This window comes from Corallococcus sp. AB030, from assembly GCF_003668965.1.
Lineage (GTDB): Bacteria > Myxococcota > Myxococcia > Myxococcales > Myxococcaceae > Corallococcus > Corallococcus exiguus.
On record NZ_RAWQ01000003.1, the window covers coordinates 107,814 to 126,600 of the forward strand.

Annotated in this window: 3 protein-coding genes (2 of these 3 only partly in view); all 3 read left to right on the forward strand. The window is 72.8% G+C overall.

The window, feature by feature from the left end; genetic code table 11:
• Tightly spaced (each overlapping or abutting the next), the 3 genes in view from D7Y15_RS01460 to D7Y15_RS01470 form a layout consistent with a single transcriptional unit that may run on beyond the window.
• Positions 1–3,460, forward strand: partial view of an SDR family NAD(P)-dependent oxidoreductase gene (locus tag D7Y15_RS01460; RefSeq protein WP_121751477.1) — the 3' portion only. It extends 8,033 nt beyond the left edge of the window; the window shows 3,460 of its 11,493 coding nt (coding positions 8,034–11,493); its start codon lies off the left edge, out of view; the stop codon is at positions 3,458–3,460.
• Positions 3,460–15,852 carry an SDR family NAD(P)-dependent oxidoreductase gene (locus D7Y15_RS01465; protein WP_121751478.1) on the forward strand — a complete coding sequence of 4,131 codons (12,393 nt, stop codon included), beginning with the start codon at positions 3,460–3,462 and terminating at the stop codon, positions 15,850–15,852. The genes D7Y15_RS01460 and D7Y15_RS01465 overlap by 1 nt, the downstream gene beginning before the upstream one ends.
• Positions 15,849–18,787: the 5' portion of an SDR family NAD(P)-dependent oxidoreductase gene (locus tag D7Y15_RS01470; RefSeq protein WP_121751479.1), read on the forward strand. It continues 12,202 nt past the right edge of the window; only the first 2,939 of its 15,141 coding nucleotides appear in the window; it begins with the start codon at positions 15,849–15,851; its stop codon lies off the right edge, out of view. Before D7Y15_RS01465 ends, D7Y15_RS01470 begins: the two co-directional genes overlap by 4 nt.

Consider the following 18,787-nt stretch of genomic DNA (forward strand, 5'->3'; position numbering starts at 1 on the left):
GCTGGAGCTGGCGGACTCCGCTTTCCGCCTCCAGGGCGCGCTGGCCCCGTGGCGCCCTGGCCCGTCGCAGGACGGCCAGGAGGCTCCGCTGCGCGCGGGCATCAGTGCCTTCGGCGCGGGCGGCGCGAACGCCCACCTCATCGTGGAGGAGTACCGCGAGGCCCGGCCCCGGCAGGGCGCCGCCACGGCCCGGCCGGTGCTCGTGCCGTTGTCGGCGAAGAGCGCGGAGCGGCTCCAGGCCCATGCCCGGAACCTGGCGGACCACCTCTCCCGGCACCGGGACACGCTGTTCGACTCCGACGTCGCGTCCATCGCGTACACGCTCCAGGTCGGCCGCGAGCCGCTCGAGGAGCGCGCGGCGTTCGTCGTGGAATCACTCGGCGAGCTGCGCGAGTCGTTGGACGGTTTCCTCTCCAGCAAGGCCCTGCCGGGGCTGCGCATGGGGCACGTCCGAGGCACGGACGAAGGCCCCGCGCGGGACGTGGGAACCGCTCGGACTCGGGACGCGCTGCTCCAGGTCGCGGAGCAGTGGGTCTCGGGCACGCGCGTGGATTGGCGTTCGCTCCATGCGGGCACGCCGCCCGCGCGACTCTCGCTGCCCGGCTATCCGTTCGCTCGGCGCCGGTGCTGGATTGGACCGGCGCCGGTGACGCCTTCGCACTCCTCCGCTCCGGTGGAGACCGCCGTCCCCGCGCGGGACGCGGAGGCCCTGGTGGCCGCGGTGGGCGAGGACCTGAAGGACATCCTCTGCCACGTCCTCAAGGTGCGGCCGGAGGAGCTCAGCGTGGAGGACGACATGAGCCAGTACGGCCTGGACTCCATGCGCGTCGTGCAGATGGTGGAGGCGCTGAACACGCGGCTCGGTTTGGACGCGACGCCGCCCCTGTTCTATGGCCACGTGTCCATCCAGGGCTTCGCCCGGACGCTCCACCAGAAGTTCGAGAGCACCCTCGCCGCGCACTACCAGGGGCGTGCCCCCGTGGCGCCGGTGCCAGCGCCGCGTGCTCCCGCGCGTGAGGTGCGGGCCGCTCCGGCGGCCCCGGTGTCCACGTCCGAGCCCATCGCCATCATCGGCGTGAGCGGCGTGTTCCCGGGCTCGGAAGACCCCCAGGCCTTCTGGGAGCACCTGCTCCAGGGCCATGACCTGGTGACGGAGGTCCCCTCGGGACGCTGGAACGCGGGGGTGCTCGCGAAGGAGGCGCCCGCGCTGCGCTGGGGCGGGTTCATGCCGGGCGTGGACCAGTTCGACCCGGAGTTCTTCGGCCTGTCGCCGCAAGAGGCGCGGCTGATGGACCCGCAGCACCGGCTGTTCATCGAGGCCGTGTGGAAGGCCTTCGAGGACGCGGGCCAGGATCCGCTGTCGCACTGGGGCGAGCGCGTGGGCGTGTTCGTCGGCGTGGCGAACCACGACTACACGAACCTGCTGCTGGAGCGTCAGGCCACCGCGCACATGGCCACGGGCAACGCGCACGCGATGCTCCCCAACCGCGTCTCGTACCTGCTCAACTTCACCGGCCCCAGCGAGCCCGTGGACACCGCGTGCTCCAGTTCGCTCGTGGCGGTGCGCAAGGCCGTGGAGGCGCTCCAGCGCGGCGAGTGCACCGTGGCCGTCGCCGGTGGCGTCAACACGCTGCTGAGCCCCAACCTCTACGTGGCCTTCAACGACGCGGGCATGCTCAGCCCGAATGGCCGCTGCCGGACCTTCGACAGCCGGGCGGACGGCTACGCGCGCGGCGAGGGCGTGGGCGCCGTCCTGCTCAAGCCGCTGCGCCAGGCCGTGGAGGATGGCGACCCCATCTACTGCGTCATCAAGGGCGCGGCGATGAACCACGGCGGCCACACCGCCTCCATCACCGCACCCAACCCCATGGCCCAGCGCGACGTCATCGTCGCCGCCTGGGAGCAGGCGGGCCTCGACCCGTCCTCGCTCGGCTACCTCGAGACGCATGGCACGGGCACGGCGCTCGGGGACCCCATCGAGCTCAACGCCCTCAAGGACGTCTTCAAGGAGTTCGCCCGGCGCAGGGGCCAGCCGGTGTCAACGCGCAAGCACTGCGGCATCGGCGCGGTGAAGACGAACATCGGGCACCTGGAGACCGCCGCCGGCATCGCGGGGCTCGTGAAGGCCGCGCTCGCGCTGAAGCATGGCGTGCTGCCGAAGAACGCCCACTTCGAGAAGCTGAACCCGTACATCCAGCTCGACGACTCGCCGCTCTACATCCTGGAAGAGACGAAGCCCTGGGAGCCCCTGGTGGGCGACGACGGCGCATCGCTGCCGCGCCGCGCGGCGGTGAGCTCCTTCGGCTTCGGCGGCGTCAACGCGCACGTCGTCCTGGAGGAGTACGTCGCCGCCAGGCCCGCCGTGTCCGCGCCGGACGCGGGGCCGTTCGTGGTGCCGGTCTCCGCGCAGACCCCGGAGGTGCTGAAGGCCTCCCTGGGCCGGCTGGCGGCGCACCTGCGGGCCAACGCGGGGGGCGCCCCGGCGGTCCCGGCGCACGAGGGCAGGGCGGTGCTGCGGGACGTCGCCGCGCGCATCCTGGGCGTGGCGGAGGCGGCGCTCGACGAGGACGAGCTCCGGGTGGACCTGGGCTTCGGCGCGCACGCGCTCTCCCGGCTGGTGGAGGAGGCGAACGCGCGGCTGGGGACGACGCAGCAGGTGAAGGCCCTGGCCAGCGCGCAGACGCTGGGGGCGGTGTTCAACGCGTTCGCCGCGCCGGTGGCCTCCGGGAGCGCGGGCGGGCTGTCGCTCCGGGACCTCGCGCACACGCTCCAGACGGGGCGCATGGCGATGAAGGAGCGCGTGGCCTTCGTGGCGCGGGACGTGCCGGAGCTGACCCGGCTCGTCGACGCCTTCCTGCGCGGAGAGGCGGGCCCCGCGGGGGCCATCCACGTGGGCTCCGCTCCGGCGAAGGGCCGGTTCCAGGGGCTGCGCGGTGGGGGCCAGGAGTCCGCGGCGCAGGGCGCGGAAGCCCTGAAGCCTGACGCGCTGTGCGCTCGCTGGGTGGCGGGCGAGGACGTGGACTGGCGGGCGCTGAATCGCTCCGGCCCGAAGCCCCGGCGGCTGTCGCTGCCGGTGTATCCGTTCGCGCGCAAGCGCTACTGGTTCGACGAGGTGCCCTTCGAGCCGAGCCTCGAACCCAGGGCGCTGGGCCGCGCCACTCCGGCGGTGGAGGCCCCCGCGAAGAAGGAGGCCGCGGAGGAGCCCGGCCGGGAGCTGGGCCTCATCCGCGTGGCGCTGGCGGCCATCCTCGGCACGCAGCCCGACTCCATCCAGGACGGCGTCGAGTTCAAGGACATGGGGCTCGACTCCATCATGACCATCAAGCTGGTGAAGCAGCTCAACCACGCGCTGGAGCTCAGCATCAACCCGATGCAGGTCATCGAGAACCAGACGCTGGGCAAGCTCTCGCGGCTGCTCGTGGGCATGCGTCCGAGCGCTGGCGCGGCAGGGGTGGCGTGATGGCCGCGAGCGCAAAGGCACCCGGGGTGGCCGTCATCGGGCTCGCCTGCCGCTTCCCCCTGGCCGGCGATGCCCGCGCGTTCTGGGACAACCTGATGGCCGGGCGGGACTGCATCCGCGAGATTCCCCCCAGCCGCTGGGACACCCGGAAGTTCTACTCGCCGGACATCGACCGGCCGGGCACGTCGGTGAGCCGCTGGTGCGGGCTCGTGGACGGCGTGGAGCGCTTCGACAACCGCTTCTTCGAAATCTCGCCGCGCGAGGCGAAGAGCATGGATCCGCAGCAGCGGCTCCTGATGGAGGAGACGCTCCACTGCATCGAGGACTCGGGCGTCCCGCTGTCGGAGCTGCGCGCGAAGCGGACCTCCGTGTTCGCGGGCGTGATGGCCACGGACTACCACCAGGAGGCGGTCCACCCGGACGTCCAGGCGGACAGCTTCGCGGGCACGGGCAACTACGTCTGCATCCTGGCCAACCGCCTGTCGTACGCCTTCGGCTTCCAGGGCAAGAGCTTCACCATCGACGCGGCGTGCGCCTCCTCGCTGGTGGCGCTCCATGAAGCCCGCTGCTCGCTGGAGCGGGGCGAGAGCGACTACGCGCTGGTCGCGGGCGTCAGCCTCAACCTGCACCCCTGGAAGTACGTCACCTGGTCGAAGTCCCGCATGCTGAGCCCCAACGGGCGCTGCCGCACGTTCGACAAGGACGCGGACGGCTACGTGCCGGGGGACGGCGTGGGCGTGCTGCTGCTCCAGCGCCGGGACGACGCGCGCAGGGACCGCAACCGCATCCATGGCGTGGTGAAGGGCTCGGCCGTCAACCACGGAGGCCGCACGGCGTCCATGACGGCGCCGCGCATCGACGCGCAGCGGGACGTCATCCTGGCCGCCATCGAGTCCGCGGGCATCAGCGCCCGGAGCATCGGCTACGTGGAGGCGCACGGCACCGGCACGTCGCTGGGAGACCCCATCGAGGTGGAGGCGCTGACGCGGGCCTTCCGCCACTCCACGCCGGACGTGCGGTTCGCGAAGCTGGGCTCGGTCAAGACGAACATCGGCCACCTGGAGGCCGCGGCGGGCGTCGCGGGCGTCATCAAGGTGCTGCTGATGATGCGGCACGGCCAGGTGCCGAAGTCGCTGAACGTCACGACGCTCAACCCCATCATCGACTTTCCCCAGACGCCCTTCACCGTCGCGCAGGAGCCCTCCGCCTGGCCGCGCCCCGTCACGGGCGAGCCCCGCCGGGCGGGCGTCAGCTCCTTCGGCATCGGCGGCGCGAACTCGCACGTCGTGCTGGAGGAGCACCTGGAGGACGCGGCGGAGCCGGCCCGCTCCTTGCGCGATGCGGGCCGCAAGCACCTGTTCCTGCTGTCCGCGAAGTCGCCGGGCAGCTTCGCGCGCCGGGCGGAGCAGTGGCGCGAGTGGCTGGAGAAGGACGGCCTGGAGGACGCGGCGCTGGGCGACGTGTGCGTGACGAACGCCGTGGCCGCGGCCCACTATCCGCTGCGGCGCGGGGCGCTCGTCGGGAGCGCCGCGGAGCTGCGCGCGTTCCTGGACGGCGCGGGCCGGACGGCCGCGGGGCCTTCCACCGCGCCTGGCACGCTGGTCCTTCGCGAGCACGCCGTCACCGGCTTCCGGAGCGTGCGGCCGCTCTATGAGGGCAACGCGCTGTTCCGCGACCGCGTGGACGCGCTGCTGAAGGCGTGCACGGTGCCGGGAGTGCGCGGCGGCCTGGCGACGGCCTTCCGCGCGGCGTCATGGTCCCAGAAGGCGCGGCCGGTGCTGTCCTGCCTCGTCCGGTATGCCTTCTGGGCGACGCTGGGCGACCTGGGCTTCCACCCCCGGGAGGTGCACGGCGGACAGCACGGCTTCGCCGTCGCGCTCGCCCTCTCCGGAATGCTCCCGCCAGAAGAGGCGCTCGCGCTCGTGTCCGGCGCGGAGCCGGGGAACGCGCGCGTGCGCTCCCCCGCCATGGGCGTGCTCGATCCCGTGAGCCGCCGGATCATCCCCTCGGTGTCCATCCGGCCGGAGTACCTGGCCCACCTCGTCGCGGACGTGGAGCTTCCGGACGAGGCGCTCGCGGCCTGTGTGACGCGCGCGCGGCAGCTGTTCCACGGGCAGCGCACCTTCCAGCGCTTCCTGGAGGAGTGGGATGGCGCGCTCTCCCCGCTGGGCTTCACGATGGAGCGCTTCCTCCACGACGCCCAGGTGTCCGGCGCCGGGAAGGACCGCCGCCGCCTGCTGCTGTTCGTCGCGGTGGAGAGCGCGTTCCGCAAGCTCAGCACCAAGTGGAGCTTCCAGTCCCGTCCGCTCGCCCCGGACGCGCGGCTGACGGAGCTCATCGGCCTGGTCGCGGAGGGGCTGCTGTCCAGGCCCGCGGCGGTGGAGTTGATGGTGTCCGACACGCCGGACCTGGCGTCGCTGGCCCGCGCCGCGCAGTCCGCGGCGGAGGCGGCGCCGAGCCTGGAGCCGCACCCCCTGCTGGAGCGCTTCGCCTGGCAGCCGGACCGCGAGGACTGGCTCCAGGCCGCGCTGGAGGCGCCGTCAGGACAGGCGCCCTCGGGTCTCCACGTCATCGAGGAGCCCGGCCTGGACGCGGCGGAGGCCACCGACCTGGGGGAGCTCTTCGACCGCACCGTGTTGTCGCTGTGGGAGCGGGGCGCGGCCATCGCCTGGGAGCGGCTGCACCCCGCGGGAAGCTACGCGCGGGCGCCGCTGCCGCCGTATCCCTTCGAAGGCGAGGCCTTCTGGATCCGCGACCGTGAGGTGTCCGAGGCGCCGTCGCACGCGTCCCCGGATACGGGGGCCCGGCTCGCGCTGTCGCCGGAGGACCCCATCCTCCGGGACCACGTGGTCGCGGGCCACCGGCTCATCCCCGGCGCGCTGATGATGAGCCTGTCCCTGCGCGCGGCGAGGGACGCGGGGCTGGGGGAGCGCGCGTCGCTGCGCAACGTCGTCTTCCACACGCCGGGCATCGTGAGCCAGCCCGTGGAGCTGCGCGCCGTGCTGGACGGTGACGTGTCGCGCGTGTCCGCGGACGGCGTCGGGTTGAGCCAGGCGGAGGTGGGGCGGGAAGGGGAAGGGCGCGCCCGGAGCGACGCGCCCATGGCGACGGACGGCCTCTACACGGTGCACGACGTGGCCACCCTCTACGCGGGGCTGGCCGCCAGCGGCTTCCAGTACGGCGAGTCCCTGCGGCTGCTGCGGCGCTTCGGCGGCGCGCAGGCGTCGTGCTTCGCGGAGCTGTCCACCGCGGGCCTGCGCGAGCAGGGCGACGCGCTGCTGCCCCACATCCTGGACACCGTGCTCCAGGCGGGCCTGCTGACTGGGTACGTGGGCGGTCCGCTCGTCTTCGGAAAGGACCGGTTCGTCCCGGCGTTCGTGGGCGCGCTGCGGTGCTTCGGGGCGCTGCCGCAGGTCCTCCGGCTCCACCTGGAGCGCAAGCCCGCGAAGGGCGGTGAGCACCGCTTCTGCGTGGAGGTGACCGGCCAGGACCTGGAGGGCCGGCGGGTGCTGGAGCTGCACGAGGTCATCTACCAGCGCGCGGACAGCTCGCTGGCGGCCAGGACTCCCGCTGGCTGGGAGATGAAGGCGCCGCACTGGAGCGAAGCTCCTCTGCCCGCCGCGCGGACTCCGGCCCCGAGCGCCGCTGTCGTCGGCACGCGGGTCCAGGCGTTCGTGGAGCGGGCGCGACCGGTGCACGGCACCGTGCGGGCGGTGTCCCCGGAGGGTGACGTCGCGGCGCTGGTGGAGGCGCTGACGCGCGCATCCGGCGCGGCCACGCTCTACTTCCTGGAGGCGTTGGAGTCCTCCGGACTCGCGGAGGCGGAGCGCGCCCTGCGCACGCTCTTCGACCTGGTGAAGGCGCACCTGTCCCGCGCGAGCGACCGGGAGCTGCGCATCGTCGTGGCCGTGCGCGAGGCCTTCGTCGCGACCGCGACGGACCGGGGCACGGGCTTCGCGGCGGCGGCGCTGCTGGGGCTGGCCAAGACGGCGATGCGGGAGAGTCCCCGGCTCCAGGTGGTGCTGGTGGACGTGGACACCGCGGGCGACGCGGGCCTGGACGCGCTGCTTCGCGAAGGCACCGCCGCGCAGCCGGCGGAGGAGCCGGTGGCGTGGCGCCACGGACGCCGGCTCATGCGGGAGCTGCGGGGCGTGGTGGTGGACCTGGCCGGGGCGGTGAACCCCTTCAGCGCCGGGAAGAACTACCTGCTCGTGGGCGGCGGCGGCGGCATTGGCCGTGCCCTGCTGGACGCGCTGGCGTCGCGCGTGGCCTGCCGGGTCTTCGTGCTGGGCCGTTCGGTGCGGGCGCCGCTGGGGGACCTGGCGTCCCGCGCGTGTGAAGTCCACTTCCTGCGCTGCGACGTGACGGACGGCGCCCAGGTCGACGGCGTCGTTCGCCGCATCACCCGGGACTTCGGTCCGCTGCACGGCGTGCTGCACCTGGGCGGCGTGCTGAACGACCGGCTGCTGATGACCAAGGGCTGGGAGGACTTCCAGCGCGTGCTCGCCCCGAAGCTCGCGGGCACGCTGCACCTGCACCAGGCCACGCTTTCGCAGCCGCTGGAGTTCTTCATCGGCTTCTCGTCCATCGTGGCCCTGACGGGAAACGTGGGGCAGGCGGACTACGCCGCGGGCAACAGCTTCCTGGACGCCTTCATGGCCTTCCGCGACCGGAGCGGCGCGCCGGGCCGGAGCCGGGTCGTGAACTGGCCGCTGTGGGAAGGCGTGGGCATGGCGGAGGGGCTCACCGGAGCGCTGCGCCACCTGCGGCCCATCCCCGTGGCCGAAGGCGTGAAGGCCTTCACCGCCGCGCTGTCCCAGCAGGAGCACGTGCAGGTGCTCGTGCAGGGAGCGGAGGCCCCCGCGGCCCCGGTCCGGCCAGCCCGGGAGCAGGGCGCGCCGAAGCGCGACGTGGAGGCCTACCTGCGCGAGCTCGTCGCGACGCGGCTGGGCCTGCCCGGTCCCGGCTTCGACGCGACGGAGTCGTTCTTCACCATGGGGCTCGACTCGCTCATCCTCCAGGAGCTGATGTCGCAGCTGAACCGGACGTTCCGGGAGCTGCCGCCCACGCTGCTGTTCGAGCACCCGAACCTCCAGAAGCTCGTGGCCTGGTTTGAAAAGGAGGGCCTGTCGGGGCCCGCGGAGCCAGAGGCTCCCGTGGCCACTCCCGCGCCGCCCGAGCCCGTTCGCGCCGCGCCGGTCCGCCAGGGCTACGACATCGCCATCATCGGGATGAGCGGACGCTTTCCCCGCGCGCGGACGGTGGGGGACTTCTGGCGCAACCTCGTGGACGGCGTCGACTGCATCCAGGAAATCCCCTTGGAGCGGTGGGACGCGAGCGCCATCCAGGGCAGCCGTTCCGACGTGGGGGCGCGCTCCTATGGCCGCTGGGGCGGGTTCCTCGAGGACGTGGACCGCTTCGACCCGCTGTTCTTCAACATCTCCCCCAAGGAAGCGGAGGAGATGGATCCTCAGCAGCGGCTGTTCCTGGAGTGCGTCTGGGAGACGCTGGAGGACGCGGGCTACGCGGCCCGCAAGCGCTACGCGCAGCAGAGCGTGGGCCTGTTCGTGGGCTCCATGTGGAACGAGTACTCACTGCTCGCGCACGAGAAGGGGCTGCTCCAGGGCGACTACAAGGGCCCCGGCTCGCTGTCCTGGGCCATCGCGAACCGCGCCTCCTTCTTCATGGACTTCAAGGGGCCGAGCCTCGCGGTGGACACCGCCTGCTCGTCGTCGCTGGTGTCCATCCACCTGGCCTGCCAGAGCCTGCTGACGGGCGAGTGCGACATGGCGGTCGCCGGTGGCGTCAACCTGTCCATCCACCCGGGCAAGTACATCTACCTGAGCCAGGCGAAGTTCCTGTCCTCGGACGGCCGCTGCCGCAGCTTCGGCGAGGGCGGGGACGGCTACGTCCCGGGCGAGGGCGTGGGCGCGGTGCTGCTCAAGCCGCTCGCCGCGGCGCTGGCGGACGGCGACCGGATCCACGCGGTCATCCGGGGCTCGGCGAGCAACCACGGTGGCAAGGCCGCGGGGTTCACCGTCCCCAATCCGGAGCAGCACGCCCAGCTCATCCAGAAGTCGATGGCGCGCGCGGCGGTGGGGCCGGAGGACATCGGCTACGTGGAGTGCCACGGCACCGGCACGTCGCTGGGCGACCCCATTGAAATCCGGGGCCTCCAGCTCGCGTTCGGTGAGCAGCGGGGGCCCGGGCGTCCCTGTCCCATCGGCTCCGTGAAGTCGAACATCGGGCACCTGGAGGCCGCGGCGGGCATCGCGGCGGTCATCAAGGTCGCGCTCGCGATGCGCCACCAGGTGCTCCCGCGCAGCCTGCATGGCGACGTGGAGAACCCGAAGCTGGACCTGACACGGACGCCGTTCCAGGTGGTGAAGCAGACGCGCGGCTGGGAGGCCCCGTCCGGACGGGCCCGGATCGCGGCCATCAGCTCGTTCGGCGCGGGGGGCTCGAACGCGCACCTCATCCTGGAGGAGTTCCCGCGGGCGGAGGCCGTCCGCGAGGAGGCTCCGGCGCCGCGGCTGTTCGTGTTCTCTGCCCGCGACGCGGAGCGGCTGAAGGAGCAGGTGGCGCGGCTCCTGGCGTTCCTCGACACCGAGGAGGGCCGGGCGTGCTCCCTGGCGGATGTCGCCCACACGCTGATGGTGGGACGCAACGCGTTCAACACCCGGTGGGCGGTGGTGGCCCGCGACCGGGACATGCTGCGCGCAGCGCTCGCGGCGTATCCGCGCGAAGCCGCGGCTGGTGAGGACGCCCGCTCCACGGAGCTGAACCGTCTGGCGGAGGCCTGGCGGCAGGGCGGGAGCCTGGACCCGGCGCGCGCGTTGGACGGAGCGTCAGGCCGCATCGTGAGCCTGCCGACGTACCCGTTCCGGCGGGAGCGCTTCTGGATCGACGCGCCCACGCCACCGGCGCCCGCTCAGGGACTGCCGGAGCAGGAGCCGCTGCTCGGCCGGCGGGAGCATCCTGGGAACGACGGCCCGGCGATAGAGCAGACGCTGTCGGAGCAGGAGCCGCTGCTCGCGGACCACGTGCTCCACGGTGAGCCAACGCTGCCGGGTGTCTTCATGCTCGCGAAGCTGCTCGCCACCGAAGGGCTCACGGGCCCTGGAGCGCGGGTGCGCCGCATCCGGAACGCGGTGTGGATGAGGCCGCTATCGGTGCGGGGCAGCGCGCAGGTGGAGCTGTCGCTCGAATCCAAGGAGGACCGGATCCGCTTCGGCCTCTGGTCGGGGGCGGGCACGGAGCGGCGCTGCTACGCCGAAGGCTCGGTGCTGGCGGGGGACGCGGCGCCGGTGCACGCGCTGGACCTCAGGGGCGCACGCGAAAGGTGCCCGGTCCTGAAGACGGGGGCGGCCTGCTACGCCGCCTTCAGCGCGCTGGGCCTGCGGTATGGCGCGAGGTTCCAGCGCATCGGACGGGTGTCGCTGGGCACGGGCGAAGCGCTGGCGAGCCTGGAGGTCGACCCCCGGGAGCGGCGTGAGGACGCGTGGGTGTCCCTGCTGGACGGCGCATTGCAGTCGGCGCTGGCGCTGCTACTGCATGCCGGGCACGCCACGGAGGCCCATGTGCCGTTCTCCCTGGGCGCGCTGGACGTGCTGGGCGAGCCCGGTCAGGGACCGCACGCCCACGTCCGGAGGGGCGAGCCCTCGCGCGAGGGCTTCCGCTTCGACATCGACCTCGCGGACGGCACGGGGCGCGTGTTCGCCACGCTGCGCGACGTGTTCCTGGGCCGCATGGCCGCTCCGGAGCCGGAAGCAGCGCCGGGCACCGGTCCGTACTTCTACCGGCCGGAGTGGCATGAGACGCCGCTGCCCGCCATGCGTGCGCCCACCTCGGGCGACGTGTTGGTGCTGGGGGCGGACGAGGCTCTCGTCTCCGCGCTTCGGACGGAGCTGCACGCGGCGGGGGAGGGCGCGCGGCTGGTTCCCGTGGCCCTGGGCCCGTCGCAGGGTGGCTTCACGGTGGACGTGGAGGATCCCGCCAGCTACCAGTCGCTCGTCGAATCCCTGCTGCGCGAAGGCATCCGTCCCACGCGCATCCTCCAGGTGGCGTCGCTGCGCTCGGGCGAGGCTCGGGCCGCGTCGCTGGATGCGCGGATCGCCGCGAGCGGACTCTCGCTGCTCTTCCTCTTCCAGGCGTTGCTCCAGGCGCGCGCGGCACCCCAGGTGTCGCTGGTGTACGCGTACCCCACGGGCACCGACGCGAGCCCCGTGCTCGCCGCGCCCGGTGGCCTGTTGCGGACCCTGGTGCGCGAGAAGTCCGGACTCTCCTGCGCGAGCGTGGGCCTCGACGCCCGACCCGCGAGGGAAACGGCGGCGCTGCTGTGGCGGGAGCTCTCCGCGGTGTCCCCGGGCTGCTCGGACGTCGCCTACGACGGGGAGCTGCGGCTCACGCGGCGTTGGGCGGGCGTGGAGGCTCCGGCCAGCGCGGCATCCGCGCTCCGGCGGGGCGGTGTGCACCTCATCACCGGTGGCGCTGGAGGCCTGGGCCTGCTCTTCGCGGAGCACCTCGTCCGCCATCACGACGCGCGTGTGGTGCTCACCGGCCGCTCCGCGCTGGACGCGGCGAAGCAGGCCCGGCTCGCGCGGTTGGGTGATGCATCGCGGGTCCTCCATCTCCAGGGGGACGTCAGCAATCAGGAGGACGTCGCGGCCTGGGTGCGCGCGACGCGCGAGCACTTCGGTGCCCTGCACGTCGTCCTGCATGGCGCGGGCGTCCGCCGCGATGCCTTCCTGCTGAAGAAGACGCGGCGGGAACTGGAGGAGGTGCTGCGCCCGAAGCTGCTGGGCGCCATGCACCTGGACGCGGCGACCCGCGGTGAACCGCTGGACGCCTTCGTCCTCTTCTCCTCGGTGTCCGCGGTGCTGGGCAACACGGGGCAGGGTGACTACGCGTACGCCAACGCCTTCCTTGATGCGTTCGCGTGGCAACGCGAGGCGCTGCGGCAGCGGGGTGAGCGGTCCGGGCAGACGGTGTCGCTCGACTGGCCGCTCTGGCGCGACGGCGGCATGACGGTGGATCCGGCGAGCGAGGCATTGCTGGCGACGACGATGGGACTGCGTCCGCTGCTTCGCGATGAAGGTCTCAAGGCGTTCGAACGAGCGCTCACATTCAGGGAGTCGCAGCTCATGGTCATCGCTGGCAACAAGGACAGGATTGACGGCCTGCTCGGGGCCCAGGCCCCCGCCCGCCGCGCGGAGGCTCCGGCCGGGGACGCGGCCGGACAGGTTCGCGCGGACATGGTGGCCATCATGTCGCGGCTGCTCCGCGTGGGCCGCCAGGACATCCACCCCAACGAGGACCTGCGCGAGTACGGCTTCGATTCCATCACCTTCACCCAGTTCGCCAACGCGCTGAACGAGCACTTCCGCACGGAGCTGTCGCCCGCGATCTTCTTCGAGCACGCCACGCTGGCCTCGCTGGCGGACCACGTGGCCTCCGTGCGGCCGGCGACGCCCGCCGTACCCGCGGCGCCCGCCGTCGCCGTCGAACCGCGCCGTGCACCGGCCATGGCCGGCCCCATGGCTCCAGCGGCGGCAAAGGCTCCTCCGGCAGCGGCGCCCGTGCGTCACGAGCCCGTGGGTTCGCGGACGGCACAGGACGCCATCGCCATCATTGGCGTCAGTGGCGTCATGCCGCGCTCGGAGAACCTGGAGCAGTTCTGGAAGCGCCTGGAGGCGGGCGAGGACCTGGTCACCCCCATCCCCGAGCAGCGCTGGGACTGGTGGAAGGCGGCCTATGGCCAGGCGGTGCCGGGCCTGCTGGACGCGGTGCGCGGCAAGCGGGGCGGCTTCATCCCGCACCCGGAGCACTTCGACGCGGAGTTCTTCGGCATCTCCGCGCGGGAAGCGGACTTCATGGATCCGCAGCAGCGCGTCTTCCTGCGCACGCTGTGGCAGGGCGTGGAGGACGCCGGCTATCGGATGTCGGACTGGTGGGGAGCCCGGGTGGGGCTCTTCGTGGGGGTCGCGACCTCCGACTACACGGAGCTTCTGCGCGCGCGCAACGCACCCATCGACGGGCTCACGTCGACGGGCGTGTTCCACTCCATCCTCGTCAACCGCATCTCCTACTTGTTCAACTTCACCGGCCCCAGCGAGCCGGTGGACACGGCCTGCTCCAGCTCACTGGTGGCGGTGCAGCGCGCGGTGGCGGCCCTGCGTGACGGCCAGTGCGACGTGGCCATCGCGGGCGGTGTGAACCTGCTGCTCGCGCCCACGCTCTTCCTCGCGTTCGACAAGGCGGGGATGTTGAGCCCCGACGGGCAGTGCAAGACGTTCGACAAGGACGCCAACGGCTACGTGCGCGGCGAGGGGTGCGCCGCCGTGGTGCTCAAGCCGCTGCGCAAGGCGCTGGAGGACGGTGACACCATCCGCGGCATCGTGCGCGCCGCGGTGGTGGGCCACGCGGGCCGCGCCAACTCCCTCACCGCTCCCAACCCCAACGCCCAGGCCGACCTGCTCGTGCGTGCCTACCGGGAGGCGGGCATCGCCCCGTCGCGCGTCTCATACATCGAAGCGCACGGCACGGGGACCAGCCTGGGCGACCCCATCGAGGTCAACGCGCTCAAGAAGGCCTTCCGCCAGCTCTCCGGGGAGGACACCGCCACGGACGCGCGCTGTGCGTTGGGCGCGGTGAAGACGAACGCCGGGCACCTGGAGGCCGCCGCGGGCATGGCCGGGCTGGTGAAGGTGCTGCTGGCCCTGAAGCACCGGAAGCTCCCCGCCAACGCCCACTTCCGTGAGCGCAACCCCTACGTGGACCTGGAGGGGTCGCCGTTCTACCTCCCGGGCTCGCTCCAGGCGTGGGAGAGCCCCCGGGGCCCTCGCGTGGCGGGCCTCAGCTCCTTCGGCTTCGGCGGCGTGAACGCCCACCTGGTGATTGAAGAGCACGTGGAGTCCCCCGCGCCCCGTCAGGAGGACGCGGAAGCCCAGGTGTTCGTCCTCTCCGCGAGGACGGACGCGGTCCTCCGCCGGTACGCGGCGGACCTGCTCCAGGACCTGGAGGCCCGGGGCCCGGCCGTCGCGCTCCAGGACGTCGCGTACACCACGCAGGTGGGCCGCGAGGCCATGGCCGTCCGGCTGGCGGTGCTCGCGTCGAACCGGCAGGAGTTGCTCGCGAAGCTGAAGGCCTTCACGTCGGGGGCCCCGGAGACGGAAGGGGTGTTCCTGGGCCGAAAGGCGGAGCACGGCGCGGCGGTGGGCCTGCTCATCGAGGGCGAGGAAGGCGCGCTGTACCTGCGCACGCTCGCGCGCAACGGCCGGCTCCCGAAGCTCTGCCAGCTGTGGACCCTGGGCGTGGACGTGGACTGGCGCCTGCTGCACGAAGGCCGCGCGCGCCGCCGCGTCCCGCTGCCGACCTATCCGTTCGTGGAGGAGGCCCACTGGTACGACCTGCACACGCCGATGCCCGTCGCGGCGCAGGCCGTCCCCGAGCCCAGGCCCGTGGTGGAGCCGGTCGCGCCCCCGGTGCAGGCTCCGCCCCGGGCGCCCGTGACGCCCGTGGCCGCGGAGGCTCCCGTGGCGCGTCCCGGCAAGCTCACGCTGAGGCTCCCCGTGGCGGCCGAAGTGACGAAGCCCGTCGCGTCTCAATCGTCCGCGCCAATGCCCGTGGCCGTCACCCCGGCGCCGGTCGCCGCGCCAATGCCCGTGGCCGTCCCCCCGGCGCAGGTCGCCGCGCCGACGCTCGTGGCCGTCCCCCCGGCGCCGGTCGCCGCGCCAATGCCCGTGGCCGCCGCACCCGTCCCGGAGTCCTCCCGGCCTGGCGCCTTGCCTCCCGTCGAGCGCCTCCGGGCCCTGCTGGCGCAGGTCCTCTTCGTGGACGCCGCGGCCGTGGGCGTGAACGAGCCCCTGGCGGACCTCGGGCTGGATCCGGTGCTCGCGGATGAGTTCTTCCGCAAGGTCAACGAGGAGTTCGGGACGTCCCTGCGCACGGTCCACTTCCAGGGCGAGCAGACCCTGAGCGGGCTGGCCCGGAGCCTGGACGTGAAGACACCCCCGACCGCGGTGGCGCCCCAGCAGGCCCCGGCTCCCGCGGCGGTCAGCTCCGTGCCGGAGACGACACAGGTGCTGCGCGCGCTGCTGGCCGGCGTGCTGTTCACCGACCCGGAGGCCATCGAAGCCTCCCGTCCGCTGGTGGAGCTGGGCCTCGATTCCGTCCTCGGCATCGAGTTCATGGACAAGGTGAACCAGCGCTTCGCCATCAAGGTCAGCCCGAGCAAGGTCTACGAGCATCCGTCGCTGGAGCGGCTTGGCGCCTACATCGCGCAGGCCGTGGCGGCGGGAGGCGCGCCGGAACCTCGCGCGGACAAGCGCCTGTTCTTCGCCGTGTCCGAGTCCGCGGCCTCCCGGTCGTCGAACGGAGCAGGGGAGTCATGAGCGGCTCGTTGACATTCACGTTCCAGACGTCCGCGTCGGAGAACCCGTGCCTGAGCGCGCACGAGGTCTTCGGCCGTCCGCTGTTCCCCACGGACGCGTACCTGGAGCTCGTGTACTCCGTGGCGAAGACGCGCCTGGGCCTGTCGCGCGTGGAGCTGGATGACCTGGTCATCAGTGCGCCGGTCGTTGGCGCCCATGACGCGCCCACCTCCCTCACGCTGCTGTTCCGCGAGGAGCCGGCCGGATGGCGCTTCGCGGTGAAGAGCGACGGAGGCCCGACGGGGCGGTTGCACCTCAAGGGCCAGGTGCGGGAGCTGACCGGCCCCGCGGGCGCGTCCACCGTGCCGCCGCCGGACTTCGGGTCCTGGCCCCTCACGCTGTCCCAGGACGACGTCTACGGCCGCAACCCGCACCTGGGTATCGGTCCGTTCTACCAGACGATGGACGGGCTGCGCGTCCAGGCGGGCGTGTCCGTCTCGCGCATCGAGCCCTCGCAGGAGGGCCGCGCGTGGGAGCCGCGCTTCCTGCTCCAGCCGCCCATCGTCAACGGGCTGCTGATGACGGCGCTGAGCACCGCCATCCACCTGTCCGGTGATCCGGCGAGCGTCTACGTCCCCGTGGGCGCGAGGCGCGTGGACATGCCTGGAGACGTGGACGGAGCACCGCACACCGCCGTGGCGCGGCTGCTGTCCAATGACGGCGAGGCCATGGCGTTCGACATGGACCTGCTGGACGCGAGCGGCCAGGTCGTGTTCGCGATCCACGAACTGCGCGTCCGGCGCCTCCAGCCAGACGACCTCTCCGTGACGCCCGCGCGGCAGCACGCCGCGCCGGTGGCCTCGCGCGACGGCGATGAGCGGGCGGTGGCCATCATCGGCTACTCCGGCCGCTTCCCCGGGGCGGCGGATCCGGAGGCGTTCTGGAGCAACCTGATGGACGGTGTGGACTCCATCACGGAGGTGCCCGCCGAGCGCTGGGACAACGCCCGCTACTACGATCCGAACCCCCGCGCGCCGGGGCGGACGGTGAGCAGGTGGGGCGGCTTCCTGGACGGAGTGGACCGCTTCGACCCCGGGTTCTTCGGCATCTCCCCCATGGAGGCGGAGATCATGGACCCGCAGCAACGGCTCTTCCTGGAGGAGTCCTACCGGGCCCTGGAGAGCGCGGGGCTGCGGCCGGAGGACCTCAAGGACCGCACCTGCGGCGTCTTCGTGGGGGCCTCCGTCAGCGACTACGAGGAACTGCTCGCGGAGACCCAGCAGGCCACGACGGCGCAGGCCTTCACCGGCCTGTCGCCCGCGGTGCTGGCCGCGCGCATCTCCTACTTCCTGGACCTCAAGGGTCCGGCGATGACGCTGGACACGGCGTGCTCGTCTTCGCTCACGGCCCTGAGCGTGGCGTGCCAGAGCGTCCTGACGGGGGAGAGCGAGCTGGCCATCGCGGGCGGCGTCCACGTCATGGTGACGCCGAAGCTGCACATCAAGGCGAGCAAGGCGGGGATGCTGTCCCGGACGGGGCGGTGCCGCACCTTCGACAAGAAGGCGGACGGCATCGCGCTGGGCGAGGGCGTGGGCGCCGTGGTCCTCAAGCGCCTGGACGCGGCGCTGCGTGACGGCGACGCCATCCGCGGCGTCGTGCGGGGGTTCGGCGTCAACCAGGACGGCCGCACCAACGGCATCACCGCGCCCAACCCCGCGGCGCAGGAGCGGCTCCAGCGCGACGTCTACCAGCGCTTCGGCATCCAGCCCCGCCGCATCACCTACGTGGAGGCGCACGGCACGGGCACCGCGCTGGGAGACCCCATCGAGCTGGAGGCGCTGACGCGCTCCTTCCAGCAGTCCACGCGGGACGTGGGCTTCTGCACCGTGGGCTCGGTGAAGCCGAACATCGGCCACACCACGTTCAGCGCCGGCATCGCGAGCGTCATCAAGGTGCTGCTCGCGCTGGAGCATGGAGCGCTGCCGCCGTCACTGCACCTGGAGGAGCTGAACCCCCTCATCGACTTCGCCGACGGTCCGTTCCGCGTCGCCCGGCAACAGACGCCCTGGCAAGGTCACGACGGCCAGCCGCGCATGGCGGCGATCAACTCCTTCGGCTTCGGCGGGACGAACTGCCATGTCGTCCTGGAGGAGGCGCCCCGGCGCGAGCGTCTCACCGCGCCGGTGAAGCCCGCGTGGCTGGTGCCTGTCACGGCGAAGACGGAGGACTCGCTCCGGGCCGCGCTGGTGGACCTGAAGGCGTGGCTGAGTGGCCACGAGTGCTCGCTCGGGGACGTCGCGTTCACGCTGCTGTGCAAGCGCCCGCACTACGCCCGGCGCATCGCGTTCGTCGCGAGCAGCCGGGAGGAACTGGAGGCACTTGTCGGCAGGGCGCTGGAAGCACACCGGCTCCCGCTGTCCCCGCCGCGTCCGGCGGAGTCGATGCCGGACGCCAACGCGCTCGTGCGGAAGCTCACGACGCAGGAGCTGTCGGAGGCCGGGTACCGCGAGGTGCTCACCGCGCTTGGCGACGTCTTCCTCGCGGGCGGAACATGCGACTGGGCCCGATTGGTCCCCGCCGAGCACCACACGCTGGTGCCACTGCCCGCCTATCCCTTCCAGCGCCGCAGCTGCTGGGCCGCGCCCGCCGCCGCTCAAGAGGCCTCAATCGTGGCGGAAGCTTCGCCCACCTCCACGGCGGCTCGGCCTGCCGCTCTTGCGGACGGCGCTGGCCCTGGCCCCACGCGGACGACGGAAGCCCGGAGCCCGTCCGCCACCAGCGCGGGGTCGGCCTCCTCCGCGCGGCTCCTCCGGTATGAGTGGCGCAGGCGCGACCTCACGTCCAACGCGAGCACTCCCGCGCCGGCCGGAGTCACCATCATCCTCACCCGGGATGCCGCGCTCCACGCCGAACTGGGGCAGCGCCTGCGGGCCCTGACCCCCGGTGTCCGCACCGT